The following is a 16,694-nucleotide window of genomic DNA, read 5'->3' as shown; positions in this document are numbered from 1 at the left end:
CTCCAGGGAAGGGGGAAAACCGCCTCCGGGAGGGCATCTTCCGGAGACAAAAAAAGCCGATGGCCCCGTTATGGGGCCATCGGCTTTCAGATGCAAGGCATTCCTTTAAAATCCTTTCCAATCAACAACCTGGAAGGATCACTCGGCGCCTGCGGCCTTCTGTTCAGGGGCCGCCGGGGTCTGGTAGATCAGGTACGGCTCGGACTTGTGCTCGATCACCGATTCGTCCACCACCACCTTGCTGACGTTCTCCTGCGACGGCAGGTCATACATGGTGTCCAGCAGGACCGATTCGACGATGGTGCGCAGGCCACGGGCGCCGGTCTTGCGCTTGAGCGCCTTCCTGGCGATGGCCGACAACGCGTCCGGACGGAACTCCAGCTCGACATTCTCCATCTCGAACAGCTTCTTGAACTGCTTGGTGATGGCGTTCTTCGGCTCGGTCAGGATCTTGATCAGGGCCGGCTCGTCCAGCTCCTCCAGGGTCGCGACCACCGGCAGGCGGCCGACGAACTCGGGAATCAGGCCGAACTTGATCAGGTCTTCCGGCTCGACCTCAGCCAGCACCTTGCCCACTTCCTGCTTGCGCTCGCTGCTCTTCACCTTGGCACCGAAGCCGATGCTGCCGATGTCGGTGGAACGGGCCTGGATGACCTTGTCCAGCCCGGCGAACGCGCCACCGCAGATGAACAGGATGTTCTTGGTGTCCACCTGCAGGAATTCCTGCTGCGGATGCTTGCGGCCGCCCTGCGGCGGGACGCTGGCCACGGTGCCTTCGATCAGCTTCAGCAGGGCCTGCTGCACGCCTTCGCCGGATACATCGCGGGTAATCGACGGGTTCTCGCTCTTGCGCGAGATCTTGTCGATTTCATCGATGTAGACGATGCCCTGCTGCGCCTTCTCGACATCGTAGTCGCACTTCTGCAGCAGCTTCTGAATGATGTTCTCCACATCCTCGCCCACGTAACCGGCTTCGGTCAGCGTGGTGGCGTCGGCCATGGTGAACGGCACGTTGAGCAGGCGGGCCAGGGTTTCGGCCAGCAGCGTCTTGCCCGAACCGGTCGGGCCGACCAGCAGGATGTTCGACTTCGCCAGTTCGACGTCGTCGTTCTTCTGCCGGCTCTCGATGCGCTTGTAGTGGTTGTAGACGGCCACGGCCAGGGTGCGCTTGGCGCGGTTCTGGCCGATCACGTACTGGTCGAGGACCTCGAGGATCTCGCGCGGCTTGGGCAGCGAACTGCGTGCCGACTGCGCCTTCTCCTCAAGCTCCTCACGGATGATGTCGTTGCACAGCTCCACGCACTCATCGCAGATGAATACGCTCGGACCCGCAATCAGCTTGCGCACTTCATGCTGGCTCTTGCCGCAGAAAGAGCAGTAGAGGATCTTGCCGGTGTCCGTGGAACGACCTTGGCGGTCTTCGCTCATGCTTCGCTTACCCAGTTACCCCACCCGCTGAACGGGGGTTCGATTCGAGAATAGCACAGGGCCGAGGGGACACCAGTCCCGCCCGACCCTGCAGGAACGGGGCCTCCATGGCCCCGTGAAGGCCGGTCAACCGGCCTGGATCGACTCATCCGGACGACGCTCCAGGACCTGGTCGACCAGACCGTAGGCCTGCGCCTCGAAGGCGCTCTTGAAGTTGTCGCGCTCGGTGTCGCGGGCGATCGTCTCCAGCGACTGGCCGGTGTGCTTGGCCAGGATCTCGTTCAGGCGCGAACGCAGGGTCAGGATCTCTCGCGCATGGATGTCGATGTCGGTGGCCTGCCCCTGGTAGCCACCCAGCGGCTGGTGGATCATCACGCGCGAGTTCGGCAGCGCGTAGCGCTTGCCGGCTTCGCCCGCGGCCAGCAGCAGGGCGCCCATGGAGGCGGCCTGGCCGATGCAGGTGGTGCTCACATTCGGCTTGATGTACTGCATGGTGTCGTAGATCGCCATGCCGGCGGTGACCACGCCACCCGGCGAGTTGATGTAGATGTTGATGTCCTTTTCCGGGTTTTCCGATTCCAGGAACAGCAACTGCGCCACCACCACGTTGGCCATGTGATCGTCGATCGGGCCCACGAGGAAGATCAGACGCTCCTTCAACAGGCGCGAATAGATGTCGTAGGCACGCTCGCCGCGGCTGGTCTGCTCGACCACCATCGGAACCAGGTTCAGGGCTTTGGTTCGGTTGTCCATTACGTGAGGTACCTATCTTGGGGGGCAACAACCCCGCGCCGGCAAAGGCGCGGGGCATCCGGTGATCCGCCGGCTTACTGGCGGATCGCGTCCTGGAACGAGAGCTTCTCTTCGGTGTGCTGGGCACGCTCGGCGATCCAGTCGATCACCTGCTCTTCCATCACACGGTTCTGCAGGCCAGACATCAGCTGGGGGTCGTTGCGGTACATCTCAATGACCTGCTCCGGCTCTTCGTAGGTCGAAGCGATCAGACGCATCGTTTCGTTCAGGCGCTTGGCTTCCAGGCGCAGGTCGTTGATGCGGGCCACTTCGCCGACCAGCAGGCCGACCAGCACGCGCTTGGCGGCAGCGTCCTTGAAGCCTTCGTGGGCATCGGCCGGGATCTCGCCGACGTTCTGGCCGTTGCGGCGCAGCTGCTCGACCTGCTGGGCCAGCATGGCGCGGGCTTCGTTCTCGACCAGGCGCGGCGGCATTTCGACCGACGAGTAGGCCGCGATCAGCTGCTCGCCGACTTCACGGCGCAGGCGGTTCATCAGCGCGCCCTTCAGCTCACGCTCCAGGTTGGCGCGGATGTCGCTGCGGAACTGCGCGACGTCGCCACCCTTCACGCCGAAGCTCTTGATGAAGGCTTCGTCGACCGCCGGCACGACCGGCTCGGACACTTCGGCAACCTTGACGGTGACCTGCACGGTCTTGCCGGCCAGCACCGGCACGCGCCAATCAGCCGGGAACTCGACGTCCAGGGTCTTCTCTTCGCCCTTGGCCAGGCCGACCAGGCCCTTTTCGATGGTGTCGAACATCATGCCCTGGCCGAGAACGATCGAGCCCTTCTCGGTGCCCTCGGCCGGCAGGCGCTCTTCGCCGGCCTGCGACCAGGTTTCCACCGCGACCAGGTCGCCTTCCTGTGCACCACGGCTGACCGGGGCCCAGGTACGACGCTGGTTCTGCAGGTTCTCGATCATCTGGTCGACGTCGGCTTCGGTGATCTCGGCGGTGTGACGCACGACGGTCAGCTTGCTGACGTCGATGTCGCCGAAGTCCGGCACCACTTCCACGGTGGCCACGAAGGAGAATTCACCCTCGTCGCCCTTGTCGATGCGCGGGCTGCCGACGACGCGCAGGTCGTGCTCGCGCACGGCCGCGTCGAAGGTTTCGCGCAGCAGGCCGTCCAGCGCCTCGCCACGGACCTGCGCGCCGAAGCGCTGCTCGATCACCTTGGCCGGCACCTTGCCCGGACGGAACCCCTTGATGCGGGTGGTACGGGCGATTTCGCCCAAGCGGCCGGCGATGTGGCTCTGCAGACGCTCTTCCGGCAGCGAGAAGCTCAGGCGGCGTTCCAGGTTGCCGGTGGATTCGATCGAAGCTTGCATGTTGACTCCTGCCACCGGTGGCCCACGCCCCCGGCTCGATGATTGGGATGAAACGGTTGTAAGGACGCGACGTCTGGGACGCGCCTGCTTGCCGCAGCCCTTTAGTTTCGCCCAATTCGGCCTGCACTGCCAGCGCGTGCCGGTCAAGGGGCGCAGATGGCCCGATCAGGGCGGGGACAGGCCGGCACTGGTGCGAAAGGGGGGACTCGAACCCCCACGCCTTGCGGCACTGGAACCTAAATCCCGAAGCCCCTGCCGATTAGTGCTGACCACTCAACTACTTACAGCGTTCCAGTCTATCAGGTGACGCTTCGGGTGACATATAGGTGACGCCGGGTGCCGCGACAGGTGACACCAGGTGACGCCGAATAAAGTGGTCATCTTCGGCGGACCTCCTCCTAGGACAACCATTCAGAACTACTCATTGCTGTTCACCACCGAGGACTACTACAGTTCCACATAGGTCCACCCAGGACCAACAACCGAACCACTCAGGACCGTACCGGGCAGCCCCCGGTGCGGTCCTCCCGTTTTGACTTTTGCATCCCCCGAGGGCAAACGATGACGACTTGGCAAGAGAACGACCTGCACGCCGCCCAGCTCGAACTGGAGAAGGAAAGCACCAGCCTGGGCATTGCCCGCTACGAGAAGATCAGGGAGCAGCGCCAGGAGGCCGAGACCGGCCCCGGCCGCAAGCTGGTCATGGAGAGCATCGACGCCACCGCCGCCGCGATCATGGCGTTCGTGGCCGAAGCCGACACCGGCAAGCCGGGCAAGCGCCACGCCGCCCTCAAATTCATCCGCCACCTGAACCCCCACGCCCTCGCCTATCTGACCAGCTTCACCTGCGTCAACGCGCTGGTCGCCGATCACCGCAAGGCGGTGTCCGTGGCGATCACCCTGGGCCACGAGGTCGCCAACGAGATCAACTTCTCCCTGCTCCGCGAGAAGCACCCCGGCCTGTACCGGGTCGTCCAGGAGCAGCTCAAGAAGTCCACCTCGGCCCGGCACTCCACCGCCGTCATGCGGCACGTCATCGCCGACGCCGAGTTCGCCCCCGAGGACGACAAGCGCCTCTACCTGTCCGACAAGGACGCGCTGCTGGTGGGCATGAAGCTCATCGAGCTGTTCGTCGAGGCGACCGGGCTGGTCGAGCTGGTCACCGTCGCCGAGCGCGGCAAGCGCCACCTGCTCATCGCCGGGAATCAGAAGGTGCTCGACTGGCTGACCAAGGCCCACGACAGCGCCGCCCTGTACCAGCCGGTGCTGATGCCGATGGTCGTCCCGCCCCGTCCGTGGACCACGCCCCGCGACGGCGGCTACCTGACCGACATCGGCGGCCGGGCTGACCTCGTGCGTACCCGCAACCGCGCCTACAAGCGCGAGCTGGCGCTGGTCGATATGCCCAACGTCTACCAGGCCCTCAACGCCATCCAGGCAACCGCCTGGAAGGTGAACGTGCCCGTCCTAGAGGTCATGCGCGAGCTGTGGAACGCAGGCGGCGGTGTCGCCGGGCTGCCGGAGCGTGAACTGATGGACCTGCCGAGCCGCCCTGCCCTGCTGGAGACCGACCCGGACTACTTCAAGGAGCACCACGCCGACGAGTTCAAGGAATGGAAGCGCGACCGCGCCAAGGTCTACGAGGCCAACGCGCGCAGCGTGTCCACCCGCCTCGCCGCCGCGCAGAAGATCGCCTTGGCGGAGAAGTTCGCCGAGTACCCCGCGATCTACTTCCCTCACAACCTCGACTTCCGCGGCCGGTGCTACCCCCTGCCCCCGACGCTGACCCCGCAGGGTGATGATGCGGCCAAGGGCCTGCTGACGTTCGCCCAAGGCGTGCCGCTCGGCGAGGACGGTGCCTACTGGCTCGCCATCCACGTCGCCAACTGCTTCGGCGTGGACAAGGTGTCGTTCGAGGAGCGCGTGGCCTGGGTGCGCGAGCACGAGGAGCAGATTCTCGACAGCGCCCTCGATCCGCTGGACGGCCAACGCTTCTGGATGGACGCCGACAGCCCGTTCTGCGCGCTGGCAGCGTGCTTCGAGTGGCTCGGCTACAGCCTCAACGGCCGCGATCACGTCTCCCATCTGCCCATCGCGCTCGACGGCTCCTGTAACGGCCTCCAGAACTTCTCGGCCATGCTCCGCGACTCCGTGGGCGGTGCAGCCACCAACCTGATCCCGCAGCCGAAGCCCGCCGACATCTATTCGCGCGTGAAAGACGTGGCCCAGGAGAAGCTGCGCGCCCGTGCCGAGAGCGGCGACCCGCTGGCGATCAAGCTGGACGGCCAGCTCACCCGCGACATCGTGAAGCAGCCGGTGATGACGCTGCCCTACGGCGTCACGAAGTCGGGCATGCGCGCCCAGGTGCTCTCCAAGTTCAAGAAGCTGGGCATGGAGGACGATTGGGAGACCGCCGAGTACCTGGCGACCCTGCTGTGGGAGTGCATCGGCGAGGTCGTGATCGCAGCCCGCGCGGCGATGGACTGGCTGCGTGACGCCTCCAAGGTCGCCTCGTCGGCCGACCTGCCGGTGAGCTGGACGACCCCCGCTGGCTTCCCGGTCCTCCAGGAGTACCGCGAGGAGGAAGGCGTCCGCATCCGGCCGCACGTCGGAGGCCGCGAGGTGAATTTAGTGGTCAACATCGGCGGTACTAAGCTCGACCGTCGCAGGCAGACCCTCGGGATCAGTCCGAACTTCGTCCACTCCTGCGACGCCAGCCACATGATGCTGACCACCTGCCTCGCGGCAGAGAACGGCATCGAGTCGTTCGCCATGATCCACGACTCCTACGGTACGCACGCGGGCCAGGCAGCAATCCTCGCCGCCGCACTCCGGCAGGCGTTCGTCGATCAATACAGCGGCGACGTACTGGCCGACTTCCGACAGCAACTCGTCGAGCAGCTCCCGCCAGAAGCGGCAGAGAAACTCCCACCCCTCCCGCCGCATGGCGACCTGGACCTCAGCCTGGTGCTGGAGTCGCGCTATTTCTTTGCCTAGTCCATCCCCCTTTGGCAATTGATACCCCAAGCGAGAACATCAACATGAGCATCAACTACCAGCACGCACTGAACACCTACGTTGCCCAGGACCACTTCGGTGTGGTCCTCGGCATCTACAACCCGGCCGAACACGGCACGGTCGAGGAGTTCAAGCACCGCATGACGGAGCTGCACGCAGGTGCGTGATCGCGTCATCGACGGACTGCACTCACGTTCTGCCGAGAGCGCCGCACGCGGCGCTTTCGTAGTGATCGACAGCGTGCAGTCCCTCGGCCACCCGGCCGATCAGGTGATCGGCTTGGCGTGCGCCTTCAAGAACTTCTGCGAAGTGCTCGGCCTCGATCCGATGGAAGTGCTGCGGGTCGTCTCGCGCATGGAGCAGGACTGCCGCTACCGGCAGGTCAACACCCTCAACGCCGTGCGCCGCTACGCGGAGCGCGAGCTGAAACCGCACTACCCGTGATGCGTGACCCGATCACCGACGCCTTCATCGACGAGGCGCTCATCGGCTTCGACATCGACGAAGCCTTCGGCATTTCCGCCGACACCCCGTTGACCGCCGCCGCTGACCTGTGGCGCGCGGGCATCTATCTCCCGACCAACTACGAGACCGACAACTGATGGCAACCAAGAAGCGCGAACGATTCGTCTCCCCCAAGGGCACCGCCGTGTGGCCGCGCCTGAACGAACCGGACACCAAGTTCAAGCCGGAAGGCGAATACACCGTGAGCCTGGCGTTCGACCCGAACGACAAGGACTTCAAGGCGCTGGCGAAGAAGCTGGAAACCCGGCGCGACGAGCTGTTCCAGGAGTTCCTGAGCGAGAACCCGAAGAAGAAGAAGGGTGCCGAAGTGGCCCCGGTGTTCACCGAAGAAACCGACGAGAACGGCGATGACACCGGCCGCGTGCTGGTGAAGTTCAAGATGAAGGCCAGCGGCGTCAGCAAGCGCACCGGCAAGAAGTTCACCATGCGCCCGGACATCTTCGACGCCCGCGGCAAGAAGATCGACAACCCGCCGCAGATCGGCGGCGGCAGCGAACTCAAGGTCTCCTACGAGATCGGCGGCTCGTTCGTCGAATCGGCCAAGAAGTTCTACCTGACCTGCTACATGGTCGCCGTCCAGGTGATCGAGCTGGTCGAGTTCGGCCAGCGCAACGCCAAGGACTACGGCTTCGGCGAGGAGGACGGCTACGAGGCCGCCGACAGCGCGCCGTTCAGCGACAGCGATGACGACTCGGACGACGACAGCGACTCCGACGACGAGGGCGATGACGGCGACTACTGATCCGCTGTCGGTCATCGTGAACACCGCGAGGGGGGCCAAGCATTTGGCCTCCCTCACGTTCCCGTTTGACCCGGTGCCCGCCTCGCGCCCGAAGGTTTCGCGCTGGGGCGTCTACTACGGCAAGACCTACAAGACCTGGAAGGAAGCCGCAGAGAAGCATCTGCCAGCCGGTGATCTGGACCTGTCGCCGACCGATCCGGTTTTAGTGGTCATCATCGCGGTATGCAAACGCGCCAAGACCTCGAAGGCCGCGTTTCCCAAGGGCGACGTGGACAACCTCGCCAAGGGGCCGATGGACGTTGTGACCAAAGCCACCGGCTATTGGGCCGACGACAAGCAAGTCATGTGGCTGCTCTCCGGTAAGCGCTGGGCGCAGCCGGACGAAGAACCACGCACCGAAGTCCACCTCTACAAACTCTAAGTGCGCCTCAAACCTCTGGAATCGGTAGAGGCGCTGTTCGTCCTCGCCAGCATGACCCGCCCCGAGCAGGTCACGACCGGCGAAGAACTCGCACGCCTGCACCGCTCGCAGGGCTACTCGAAGATCGCCGTCCACTTCGTCATCGAACGTGACGGCTCGATCTACGACGGTCGCCCGCTGAATCAGCCCGGCGCTCTCGCCGGTAAGCACAACCAATCCGCATACCAAGTCTGCCTCCTGGGCGGCGTCAACGACGCCATGCAGCCCGAGGACAACTTCACCGAAGCCCAACACGCCGCGCTGCGACGCCTGCTCGCCGCCTACGGCAAGCCCGTCGTGTGGGCACCTGACTTCCCTCGATAGGAGAACCCAACGTGAAACCGCTGCCCCCGCAAACCCAGGTCGTCCTGGATCACCTGCGTCGCCACTCGCACCTGACCTCGTGGCAGGCCGAAGGCGTCTACCGCATCCGCCGCCTCGCCTCGCGCGTCGATGAGCTGCGCGCTGCTGGCTTCGAGATCGAAACGCAGACCTGCGAGGACGCCTCGGGGCAGCGGTACACGCGCTATCGCCTGTCGCGCCGTCAGCGCCGCAGCAAGGCTCCGCTCCTGGAAGCGCGCCGCGCTCCGAAGCAGTACCGCGTCGATGCGCTGCTCCAGCTGTATCGCAACTACTGCACCGACGAGCTGGGCCTCGACGCCAACGATGCGACCGAAGAAGTCGCCGCATTCACCAAGTTCCTGCTGGAGAAGAACGCATGACCAACACCGCTACCACCGTCATTCCGTCCGCGATGCGCCTGGCTTTCGAGCGCGCATGGGCGCGCGCCGACAAGCCGTTCCGCGGCCTGGGCCGCACCGTCAAGGGTGCGCTGAATCGTCGCCTCGGCATTTCCTACCGCAAGCGCATGTGGTCCGTGGAGCGTGCAAAGCGCTGACTCCGAATACCTCCACAAAGAGCCGTGCCCGAACTGCGGCAGCAAGGACAACCTTGCGCGCTACAGCGACGGGCACGGCTACTGCTTCGGCTGCGGTCACTACGAGCCAGCCGAAGGCGAGGAGGTCTCTCAACCCACCAGCAGGAAAACCATGAGCGACTTTGCGAAGGGTGAACCGCAAGCCCTGGCGAAGCGCGGTATCACTGAGGAAGCATGCCGTAAGTACGGCTACTGGATCGGCAAGGACAAGCACGGCAAGACCGTGCAGATCGCCAACTACAAGCGCGATGGCGGCATCGTCGCGCAGAAGCTCCGCTACCCCGACAAGAAGTTCTCATTCATCGGCGACTCGAAGGCGTGCGGGCTGTTCGGCCAGCACCTCTACGAACCGGGGCGACGCCTCGTCATCACCGAAGGCGAGATCGACGCGCTCTCCGTGGCGCAGGCACTCGGCCTCCGCTGGCCGGTGGTGTCCGTTCCGAACGGAGCGCAAGGCGCGGCCAAGTCCATCAAGCGCGAGCTGGAGTGGGTCAACGGCTTCGACGAGGTTGTGCTCATGTTCGACATGGACGAACCGGGCCAAGCCGCCGCGCAGGAAGTGGCGCTGCTGCTGACTCCCGGCAAGGCCAAGATCGCACAGCTCCCGGCGAAAGACCCGAACGAGCTGCTCCAGCGTGGCGATGCCGAGGCGATCACCCGCGCCATCTACGAAGCGCAGACCAAGCGCCCCGATGGAGTGGTGACGTTCGGCTCCCTCAAGGAGAAGGCACTCAAGCCGGTCTCGATGGGCATGCCTTGGCACGACCCGCGCCTCACCGCGCTGACCTACGGCAAGCGGTACGGCGAGGTCTACACCTTCGGCGCGGGCACCGGCATCGGCAAGACCGACTGGCTGATGGAGGAAGCAGCCTTCATCGCGCAGGAAACCGGCGACCGCGTTGGCCTGTTCTTCCTGGAGCAGCAGCCGGTCGAGACGGCGAAGCGCATGGCAGGCAAGGTTGCTGGCCGCCGCTTCCACGTCCCCGATGGGAGCTGGACGCAGGAGGAGCTGGAAGCCGCGTTCGAGATTCTCGACAAGGGCCAGGTGTTCATCTACGACCACTTCGGCTCGTCCGAGTGGGACGTGATCGAAGCCAAGATGGCCCACATGGTCGTCGCCGAGGGCGTCAAGCACATCGTCCTCGACAACCTCACGTCGTTTGCGGCCGGTGCCGAGGACGAGCGGAAGATGCTGGAGGACACGATGGCGAAGATCGCGCAGTTCGCGCAGCGCCACCTCATCTGCATCTACCTGGTCTCGCACCTCGCCACGCCGGAAGGCAAGCCACACGAGGAAGGCGGGCGCGTGATGCTCCGCCACTTCAAGGGCAGCCGCGCGATTGGCTTCTGGACGCACTTCGCGTTCGGCCTGGAGCGCAACACGCAGGCCGAGAACGAGGCCGAGCGCAACTGCACGACCTTCCGCGTCCTAAAGGATCGCTTCACCGGCCAGTCGAACGGCCAGGTTCTCTACTACAGCTACGACCACGCATCCGGCCGCCTGCTCAATGCAGATGCTCCGGGCGAATACGGCGACTTCGCCGACGAGTCATCCGATGTATCCACCTCCGACTACTGACGGCCGCTCGGTCGTCGGCTTCATCCCAGCTGATGCGCCGCTCTCCTTCGCTGAGAGCCTCGTTCTCCCCTACCAACTCCCGCGCTCCGACCAAGCCTGCCGTGTCATGTACGGCAAGCCTGGGCGGCGCGTGGTCATCCACATCAAAGCCGAGGAACTACCCCAATGAAAGAGATCGTCGCCATCGCAATCGACCTGCTGACCGCTCCGTTCCGCAAGGACACCGTGACCGACGTGGTGAAGGTGCTGGAGGGCCAGGTGGACAAGCTGTTCAAGATCAGCGCCGACCGCATCGCCACCGCATCGACGCTGCGCGACAAGGCCGATGTCCTGCACTCGCAGGCCGACGAGCACGAGGAAGAAGCCGAGCGCGCCCTGCGCGTCGCCGAGCGCTTCACCAACCTGATCCGCTAAGGGACCAACCATGACTGCCGAGCAACACGCTCGGTCCCTGTTCGACGTGTTGCCGGCCGAAGTCCGCCACCTGGTGATCCTGGGTGGCGGAAGCCTGCGCGCGTTCTACGACGGGACCGAAATCAAGGACATCGACTGCTTCTTCGTGTCACTGGCGAGCTACACCTACGTGGCCGCGTACCTGAGCGGCCGTAACGACTGGACCAGCGAGGCCGCTCCGAACGGCATCCGCAACTTCCGCTCGCCCGAGGGTCACCTCGTGAGCCTGATCGGCTTCGAGTTCGGTACGCCGCACGAGCACTGCGCCCGGTTCGATCTGCGGTGCTGCGCCCACGTCGCCATCTACGAACCCAGCACCGACGAGGTGGTGGTCGTATCCCTCGAAGGCGCGGTTGCCGACGCATCGGAGAAGCTGCTGTTCGTGCTGAACAACAACGGCACCGAGCGCACCATCCGCCGCATCACGCACTACGTCGAGGATTACGGCTACACGCTGCATCCCGACCAGCCCGAGCAGGACGAACTGTTCGAGGACGACGACTTCCCCGGCCACGCGCCGCAGGGCGTCCACACGCCGCCGAAGGCCCCCGAGCCGGAGTACATCCTCCGCGCCCGCCGCCGCGTCCGCGCAATCCCCGTAACCAACCACGGCTACCCGTAAGGAGGACCGCCGTTGATCCTCGTATTCGACTGCGAGACCAATGGCCTCCTCGACGAACTTGACACGATCCACTGCATTTCCCTCCAAGAGGTAGATGAGACCGGCGCACCGCGCGGTCCCATCCTGTCCGCCAACGATCACGGCACGGGCGAAATGACAGTCCGTCAGGCCGTCGAGAGGCTCAAGAAGGCCAAGCGCGTTGTCGGCCACAACATCGCCGGATTCGACATTCCGGCTATCGCCAAGGTGTTCCCGGACTTCAAGGTCCAGGCGTACTTCGACACGTTGCTGATGTCCACGCTGGTCTACCCGGACCTCAAGGACCGCGACTTCAAGGCCCGCAAGAAGCAGGGAGCGAACCCGGTGTTGCCGGGCAAGCTGATCGGCCGCCACGCCCTCGAAGCGTGGGGCTACCGCCTCGGTCGCTGGAAAGGCGACTACGCGGCGCAGATGGCCGCACGCGGCCTCGATCCCTGGGCACAGTGGTCTCAGGAAATGGACGACTACTGCGACCAGGACGTTGCGGTCACGCAAGCGCTGTTCGCGTTGCTGATGAGCAAGGGCCTCCCTACCGAGGCCATCGAGCTGGAGCAGGCCGTCGCGCCGATCCTCTCGCGTCAGCAGCGCTACGGCTACCTGTTCGATCAGGAGAAGGCGCGTGAGCTGGAGTGCATCCTCGTGTCCCGGCGCACTGCGCTGGAGGCCGAGCTGCGCAAGGTCATTCCGCCGTGGAAGGTGGTGAAGCGCAAGTTCGTACCGAAGCGCGACGACAAGCGCCGCGGTTACGTCAAGGGCGTGGAGGTCACGACCTACAAGGACGTGGTGTTCAACCCGGCAAGCCGCCAGCACATTGCTGACCGCTTGACTGCAATGTACGGCTGGCAGCCCCAGGAGTTCACCGAGAAGGGCCAGCCGAAGATCGACGAAGAAGTCCTGGGCGCGCTCAAGTTCCCGATCATCCCGCTCCTGCTGGAGCACTTCATCGTCAACAAGCGCCTCGGCCAGCTCGCCGAAGGCGACGAGGCGTGGCTCAAGGCCATCAAGAAGGACGGCCGCATCCACGGCAGCGTGAATCAGAACGCAGCGGTGACCGGCCGCATGACGCACTCGAAGCCGAACATCGCTCAGGTGCCGAAGGTCCAGCACTCGAAGGAGAAGGGAATCCTCAAGGGCCAGGAAGGCGGCTACGGATTCGAGTGCCGCTCGTTGTTCTGCGTCCCAACAGGGAAGCTCCAGGTCGGCGCGGACGCCTCGGGATTGGAGCTGCGCTGCCTGGCGCACTTCATGGCAAAGCACGACGGCGGCGAGTACGCCAAGGTCATCCTCGAAGGCGACATCCACTCCGTCAACCAATCGGCGGCAGGACTGCCAACCCGCGACAACGCCAAGACCTTCATCTACGCCTTCCTCTATGGGGCAGGCGACGCGAAGCTCGGCTCCATCGTTGGCAAGGGTCGCCAGGCCGGGGCGAAGCTCCGCTCGAAGTTCCTGGCCGGGCTGCCTGCGCTGGAGAAGCTGGTACGCGGGGTCAAGAAGCGCGCGGCCGAGAAGGGATACCTGATCGGTCTCGACGGCCGGAAGCTGCACATCCGCAGCGACCACGCCGCGCTCAATACCCTGCTCCAGTCGGCCGGTGCGCTGGTGATGAAGAAAGCCCTGGTGATCCTCGACGCCGACCTGCAAGCCGCAGGGTTGGTGCCGGGCGTCCACTACGAGTTCCTCGCCAACGTCCATGACGAGTGGCAAATCGAAGTGGACGAGGACAAGGCCGAGTTCGTGGGCAAGACCGCCCAGGCTGCCATCCGCAAGGCTGGCGATTACTTCGGCTTCCGCTGTCCGCTCGATGGCGAGTTCAAGATCGGAAGGAATTGGGCCGAGACGCACTGACCCGCGGCAAGCGGGACATTGCACTCGCCCTGGTGCGCCAAGCGAAACGCCGGGCAGCTAGGAAGGGACTGCCGTTCGACCTCACGTCGGACGACATCGTGGTCCCCGACTTCTGCCCGGCACTGGGCATCCCGCTGTACCGCGCTGTCGGGCGCAAGGCCCAAGGCCCCAACTCACCCACGCTCGACCGCATCGAACCTGACCTCGGCTACGTCCGGGGCAACGTGCGCGTGATCTCCGCACGCGCGAATCAGATCAAGTCCGACGCGACTCCCTCGGAGCTTCTGCGAGTCGCCTGTTACGTCCAAGAGAACCGATGAACCCAACCAACATCCTGCGCGCCCTCGCGGCGCTGCTGGTCGTTGCCGCGCTCGCGGCAGGCGGCTTCGCAGCCTGGAAGTACACCGCAATGGCCCAGCGCGTGACGGAGCTGGAGGAGTCGGCAAAGGAACTGGCCGACCTCAAGCAGACCGTCGAGACCCTCAACCGCGAAGCCGTGCGCCGCTCTGCCTTCGATGCAGCGCTGCGGAACGCCCGCGCCACCACCAACCGCTCTGTGGAGATTGCAGCAAATGCTGACCCGGAAACTGGCGATTACCTGTCTCGCCGCATTCCTGACGAGCTGCGCCGCGCACACCTCGAAAGTCGTGCCGGAGCAGTTCCTCCAGCCGACCGTCATTGAGGGCACGCACTCCTCACTCGACGCCGTGATGGCTGACCCGACCACCACCACCTACGACCTCTACCGCTTCGGCGGCAACGCCGAGGACGGCCTCCAGCGTTGCAACGCCGACAAGGCGAGCGCCCTGGAAGTCCTCAAGGAATCGAACCGATGAACGAGAACCGGCTTCGCGTGCATTTCATTGGCGGCCCCGCTGACGGCGATGTCCGCGTGATCGATCCGTGTACCACCTACCGCGTGGCTGTGCTCGAACACCAGCCCGAGGTTCATGCCTACAACGCCAAGTGCCCGTGCTGCACCGAGCGCATGCTGCGCCCCGTGGAGTGGAGCACCGCGACCTACTTCATCCGCCGCGTTAGCGAGAAGTGCTGGGTCGCCGTACACGAGAGCATGGTATGAAGCGCGCTCTCCTGATCCTGGCGCTGTGTGCTGGCCTCGCTGCGTGCGATATGAAGCCCTGGCCGCCGAGTGCGGACTATGGCTCGTGCCTGAAAGGGCACAGCGAGAACTCCTACATCATCATGTGGCAGTCGATGTGTACGGGGAACTCCTGCACGCAGATTCCGTACACCATCCCGACCACCGACTTCGTGTGCGACGAGCACGAGTACCCGCTCGGCGACGGCCCGGAGTACCAGGCCGGAATGAAGCGCTACGCCGCCGAGCTACAGGCGTGGTATGAGCGCTACCCGGAGAAGCGGCCATGACTTCCTACGTCACCTATCGGCCACCGCAGGCGGCCGGTTCCTGGGTCATTGGCGGCAACTTCTTCGTGCAGGTCCGGGAGCGTCCGAACTGGCTGCACCGCTGGTTCGCGCTGGCGTTCCTGGGATGGCAGTGGGTGGACGCATGAACAAGCGCGGCCCCCTGCTACTGATCGACGCCGATGTGCTGCGCTACCAGCTCGCGTTCTCGAACACCGCGAACATCGACTGGAACGGCGACGGCAACAAGGTCGAAGCGATCCAGCCCGAGCGCGCGAAGGCGAAGCTGGAGGACTACATCGACGAGATCGTCGAGAAGTTCGGCGCGCGTGATTACCTGCTGGCCCTGTCCTGCAAGAAGCACAACTTCCGCAAGGACATCGACCCAACCTACAAGCTCAACCGTGCCAGCAAGGACAAGCCTGCCCTGTGGTACGTGCTCGACGAGTTCGTCTACGACGAGTTCGGCGACAAGATCGTGGAGATCGAGAACCTGGAAGGTGACGACGTGCTGGGGCTGCTGGCCTCGCACCCGAATCCGAAGCGCGCGCCAGGCAGCCGCATCGTCGTGTCCATCGACAAGGACATGCAGACGATCCCCGGCATCCGTCTCTACAACCCCAACCGTCCCGACGTGGGCGTCCGGCCGATCTCGGCTCACGACGCTGACCTGTTCTGGATGAAGCAGGTGCTCACGGGCGACCAGGTGGATAACTACCCCGGCTTCCCCGGCATCGGCCACAAGGGCGCGGACGAGCTGCTCATGCCCATCCACGAGGCGTACCGCGATGCGTCCGTCGAGGAGCACCTCGGCGCGCTGTGGAACACCGTCGTCACCACCTACACCACCCGCATCCCCCGCGGCGGCACCGAGCCGCTGTCGAAGCACGATGCGATCCGCCAAGCACGCCTCGCGCGAATCCTGCGCTACGGCGACTACAACCCCAAGACCAAGGAAGTGAAGCTGTGGAAACCCTGATCCTGTTCATCACCATCGTCGCCGTGCTGGCCGTGCTGTTCGCCTTCGTCGCCTACGGCGCTGCCTGGCTGTGGTGGCGCAGCCTCAACACCCTCGAACGCACCCTGTACCGCTCGGCTGGCAGCGTCAAGCTGTGGCCGGCCGCTGTCGGCGTTGCTGGCGCGGCTTGGCTGATCGCCCGGTGTTTCGCCTGACGACAACCAAGCCACCTGATCCTGCTTACCGCAACTCGTCCACGTAGAACTGCTTCCAGTGTGCAATCTCTGACGGATTCCGACTTACGGGTTCTCGGCTATTGAAAACCCAAAGCTGGATCGCCTTCGGCGTAGTCAACGTTTCATACGTGCAGCTGAACTCAGTGAGCTTATCTGTGATGAGCTGCTTGGCCGCATCGTAGCGCTCTCGCTGAATTCCTTGTGCTTGCCCTGATGCCACGAGCGCATCCATCGCCTCCTGTAGGCCATAGAGCTTCTGTGCAAGCTCAGAGATTTCCGCTCCGTTTGTGTTACTCGGCGTAGAACTCGCCATACCTGTCTCCTTCCATAACGAACACGA

The 16,694-nt window shown here is 64.5% G+C and carries 25 protein-coding genes; 21 read left to right on the top strand and 4 right to left on the bottom strand.

Translation table 11 applies throughout. The features are described 5' to 3' along the window. Positions 1-138: 138 nt before the first annotated feature. From clpX to tig, 3 genes are all read right to left on the bottom strand, one after another. Entirely contained in the window at positions 139-1,428 is a 1,290-nt protein-coding gene (gene clpX, locus R5H29_RS06435) for an ATP-dependent Clp protease ATP-binding subunit ClpX (RefSeq protein ID WP_049466059.1), read from the bottom strand. Positions 1,429-1,554: 126 nt separating this feature from the next. Next, positions 1,555-2,181, bottom strand: a complete 627-nt coding sequence (clpP, locus tag R5H29_RS06430) for an ATP-dependent Clp endopeptidase proteolytic subunit ClpP (protein ID WP_019659528.1) — start codon at positions 2,179-2,181, stop codon at positions 1,555-1,557. A gap of 74 nt (positions 2,182-2,255) precedes the next feature. Next, on the bottom strand, positions 2,256-3,551 hold the full coding sequence (gene tig, locus R5H29_RS06425) for a trigger factor (protein WP_332328929.1): 1,296 nt from the start codon (positions 3,549-3,551) through the stop codon (positions 2,256-2,258). Between the two features lie 561 nt (positions 3,552-4,112). Here tig and R5H29_RS06420 point away from each other — a divergent pair. The 21 genes from R5H29_RS06420 to R5H29_RS06320 all read left to right on the top strand — a co-directional run bounded on the left by R5H29_RS06420 (position 4,113) and on the right by R5H29_RS06320 (position 16,333). After that, positions 4,113-6,548 (top strand): DNA-directed RNA polymerase, encoded by a 2,436-nt coding sequence (locus R5H29_RS06420; protein WP_005412423.1) that lies wholly within the window; start codon positions 4,113-4,115, stop codon positions 6,546-6,548. Between the two features lie 44 nt (positions 6,549-6,592). Continuing rightward, positions 6,593-6,736, top strand: a complete 144-nt coding sequence (locus R5H29_RS06415; protein WP_005412422.1) for a hypothetical protein — start codon at positions 6,593-6,595, stop codon at positions 6,734-6,736. Continuing rightward, positions 6,729-7,013: a hypothetical protein gene (locus tag R5H29_RS06410; RefSeq protein WP_005412421.1), complete on the top strand. Its 285-nt coding sequence runs from the start codon at positions 6,729-6,731 to the stop codon at positions 7,011-7,013. Before R5H29_RS06415 ends, R5H29_RS06410 begins: the two co-directional genes overlap by 8 nt. After that, on the top strand, positions 7,013-7,171 hold the full coding sequence (locus R5H29_RS06405; protein ID WP_154267700.1) for a hypothetical protein: 159 nt from the start codon (positions 7,013-7,015) through the stop codon (positions 7,169-7,171). The genes R5H29_RS06410 and R5H29_RS06405 overlap by 1 nt, the downstream gene beginning before the upstream one ends. Beyond that, entirely contained in the window at positions 7,171-7,836 is a 666-nt protein-coding gene (locus tag R5H29_RS06400) for a hypothetical protein (protein ID WP_004154595.1), read from the top strand. Before R5H29_RS06405 ends, R5H29_RS06400 begins: the two co-directional genes overlap by 1 nt. After that, on the top strand, positions 7,820-8,257 hold the full coding sequence (locus R5H29_RS06395) for a RusA family crossover junction endodeoxyribonuclease (RefSeq protein WP_157178715.1): 438 nt from the start codon (positions 7,820-7,822) through the stop codon (positions 8,255-8,257). Before R5H29_RS06400 ends, R5H29_RS06395 begins: the two co-directional genes overlap by 17 nt. Further along, entirely contained in the window at positions 8,258-8,620 is a 363-nt protein-coding gene (locus R5H29_RS06390) for an N-acetylmuramoyl-L-alanine amidase (protein ID WP_004154593.1), read from the top strand. A gap of 11 nt (positions 8,621-8,631) precedes the next feature. Continuing rightward, positions 8,632-9,018: a helix-turn-helix domain-containing protein gene (locus R5H29_RS06385; RefSeq protein WP_004154592.1), complete on the top strand. Its 387-nt coding sequence runs from the start codon at positions 8,632-8,634 to the stop codon at positions 9,016-9,018. Further along, entirely contained in the window at positions 9,015-9,194 is a 180-nt protein-coding gene (locus R5H29_RS06380) for a hypothetical protein (RefSeq protein ID WP_004154591.1), read from the top strand. Before R5H29_RS06385 ends, R5H29_RS06380 begins: the two co-directional genes overlap by 4 nt. A 151-nt stretch (positions 9,195-9,345) precedes the next feature. Then, positions 9,346-10,812 carry a toprim domain-containing protein gene (locus R5H29_RS06375; protein ID WP_005412418.1) on the top strand — a complete coding sequence of 489 codons (1,467 nt, stop codon included), beginning with the start codon at positions 9,346-9,348 and terminating at the stop codon, positions 10,810-10,812. Positions 10,813-10,977: 165 nt separating this feature from the next. Next, positions 10,978-11,226, top strand: a complete 249-nt coding sequence (locus tag R5H29_RS06370; protein WP_005412417.1) for a hypothetical protein — start codon at positions 10,978-10,980, stop codon at positions 11,224-11,226. 10 nt (positions 11,227-11,236) lie between these two features. Further along, on the top strand, positions 11,237-11,887 hold the full coding sequence (locus tag R5H29_RS06365; protein WP_005412416.1) for a hypothetical protein: 651 nt from the start codon (positions 11,237-11,239) through the stop codon (positions 11,885-11,887). Positions 11,888-11,899: 12 nt separating this feature from the next. Beyond that, positions 11,900-13,774 (top strand): DNA polymerase, encoded by a 1,875-nt coding sequence (locus R5H29_RS06360; protein ID WP_049417451.1) that lies wholly within the window; start codon positions 11,900-11,902, stop codon positions 13,772-13,774. Continuing rightward, entirely contained in the window at positions 13,756-14,094 is a 339-nt protein-coding gene (locus tag R5H29_RS06355) for a hypothetical protein (RefSeq protein WP_050483582.1), read from the top strand. Before R5H29_RS06360 ends, R5H29_RS06355 begins: the two co-directional genes overlap by 19 nt. After that, a complete protein-coding gene (locus tag R5H29_RS06350; RefSeq protein WP_005412414.1) occupies positions 14,091-14,456 on the top strand; it encodes a hypothetical protein in 366 nt (121 codons plus the stop codon). Before R5H29_RS06355 ends, R5H29_RS06350 begins: the two co-directional genes overlap by 4 nt. Positions 14,457-14,484: 28 nt before the next feature. Continuing rightward, the gene (locus R5H29_RS06345) at positions 14,485-14,610 is read left to right on the top strand and encodes a hypothetical protein (protein WP_005412413.1); all 126 of its coding nucleotides are present in this window, start codon (positions 14,485-14,487) and stop codon (positions 14,608-14,610) included. Then, positions 14,607-14,855, top strand: coding sequence for a hypothetical protein (locus R5H29_RS06340; protein WP_005412412.1), 249 nt, complete (start codon positions 14,607-14,609; stop codon positions 14,853-14,855). Before R5H29_RS06345 ends, R5H29_RS06340 begins: the two co-directional genes overlap by 4 nt. Further along, positions 14,852-15,163 carry a hypothetical protein gene (locus tag R5H29_RS06335; RefSeq protein WP_005412411.1) on the top strand — a complete coding sequence of 104 codons (312 nt, stop codon included), beginning with the start codon at positions 14,852-14,854 and terminating at the stop codon, positions 15,161-15,163. The genes R5H29_RS06340 and R5H29_RS06335 overlap by 4 nt, the downstream gene beginning before the upstream one ends. Beyond that, positions 15,160-15,309 carry a hypothetical protein gene (locus R5H29_RS06330; protein ID WP_005412410.1) on the top strand — a complete coding sequence of 50 codons (150 nt, stop codon included), beginning with the start codon at positions 15,160-15,162 and terminating at the stop codon, positions 15,307-15,309. Before R5H29_RS06335 ends, R5H29_RS06330 begins: the two co-directional genes overlap by 4 nt. Next, entirely contained in the window at positions 15,306-16,139 is an 834-nt protein-coding gene (locus R5H29_RS06325) for a hypothetical protein (protein ID WP_004154583.1), read from the top strand. Before R5H29_RS06330 ends, R5H29_RS06325 begins: the two co-directional genes overlap by 4 nt. Next, positions 16,127-16,333, top strand: coding sequence for a hypothetical protein (locus R5H29_RS06320; RefSeq protein ID WP_005412408.1), 207 nt, complete (start codon positions 16,127-16,129; stop codon positions 16,331-16,333). Before R5H29_RS06325 ends, R5H29_RS06320 begins: the two co-directional genes overlap by 13 nt. A 25-nt stretch (positions 16,334-16,358) precedes the next feature. Here R5H29_RS06320 and R5H29_RS06315 read toward each other — a convergent pair whose 3' ends face one another. Further along, positions 16,359-16,667, bottom strand: a complete 309-nt coding sequence (locus R5H29_RS06315) for a hypothetical protein (RefSeq protein WP_032961816.1) — start codon at positions 16,665-16,667, stop codon at positions 16,359-16,361. Positions 16,668-16,694: the final 27 nt, after the last annotated feature.

Source organism: Stenotrophomonas sp. A3_2, from assembly GCF_036624925.1.
Lineage (GTDB): Bacteria > Pseudomonadota > Gammaproteobacteria > Xanthomonadales > Xanthomonadaceae > Stenotrophomonas > Stenotrophomonas hibiscicola.
This window is presented reverse-complemented; position numbering and strand designations above follow the sequence as displayed.

Coding starts and splice junctions, on each gene's coding strand:
- R5H29_RS06350 (WP_005412414.1), top strand. CDS start 14,091: ATGAACCCAACCAACATCCTGCGCGCCCTCGCGGCGCTGCTGGTCGTT.
- R5H29_RS06420 (WP_005412423.1), top strand. CDS start 4,113: ATGACGACTTGGCAAGAGAACGACCTGCACGCCGCCCAGCTCGAACTG.
- R5H29_RS06370 (WP_005412417.1), top strand. CDS start 10,978: ATGAAAGAGATCGTCGCCATCGCAATCGACCTGCTGACCGCTCCGTTC.
- R5H29_RS06330 (WP_005412410.1), top strand. CDS start 15,160: ATGACTTCCTACGTCACCTATCGGCCACCGCAGGCGGCCGGTTCCTGG.
- R5H29_RS06345 (WP_005412413.1), top strand. CDS start 14,485: ATGGCTGACCCGACCACCACCACCTACGACCTCTACCGCTTCGGCGGC.
- R5H29_RS06335 (WP_005412411.1), top strand. CDS start 14,852: ATGAAGCGCGCTCTCCTGATCCTGGCGCTGTGTGCTGGCCTCGCTGCG.
- R5H29_RS06400 (WP_004154595.1), top strand. CDS start 7,171: ATGGCAACCAAGAAGCGCGAACGATTCGTCTCCCCCAAGGGCACCGCC.
- clpP (WP_019659528.1), bottom strand. CDS start 2,181: ATGGACAACCGAACCAAAGCCCTGAACCTGGTTCCGATGGTGGTCGAG.
- R5H29_RS06395 (WP_157178715.1), top strand. CDS start 7,820: ATGACGGCGACTACTGATCCGCTGTCGGTCATCGTGAACACCGCGAGG.
- R5H29_RS06380 (WP_004154591.1), top strand. CDS start 9,015: ATGACCAACACCGCTACCACCGTCATTCCGTCCGCGATGCGCCTGGCT.
- R5H29_RS06365 (WP_005412416.1), top strand. CDS start 11,237: ATGACTGCCGAGCAACACGCTCGGTCCCTGTTCGACGTGTTGCCGGCC.
- R5H29_RS06325 (WP_004154583.1), top strand. CDS start 15,306: ATGAACAAGCGCGGCCCCCTGCTACTGATCGACGCCGATGTGCTGCGC.
- R5H29_RS06405 (WP_154267700.1), top strand. CDS start 7,013: ATGCGTGACCCGATCACCGACGCCTTCATCGACGAGGCGCTCATCGGC.
- R5H29_RS06340 (WP_005412412.1), top strand. CDS start 14,607: ATGAACGAGAACCGGCTTCGCGTGCATTTCATTGGCGGCCCCGCTGAC.
- R5H29_RS06415 (WP_005412422.1), top strand. CDS start 6,593: ATGAGCATCAACTACCAGCACGCACTGAACACCTACGTTGCCCAGGAC.
- tig (WP_332328929.1), bottom strand. CDS start 3,551: ATGCAAGCTTCGATCGAATCCACCGGCAACCTGGAACGCCGCCTGAGC.
- R5H29_RS06315 (WP_032961816.1), bottom strand. CDS start 16,667: ATGGCGAGTTCTACGCCGAGTAACACAAACGGAGCGGAAATCTCTGAG.
- R5H29_RS06375 (WP_005412418.1), top strand. CDS start 9,346: ATGAGCGACTTTGCGAAGGGTGAACCGCAAGCCCTGGCGAAGCGCGGT.
- clpX (WP_049466059.1), bottom strand. CDS start 1,428: ATGAGCGAAGACCGCCAAGGTCGTTCCACGGACACCGGCAAGATCCTC.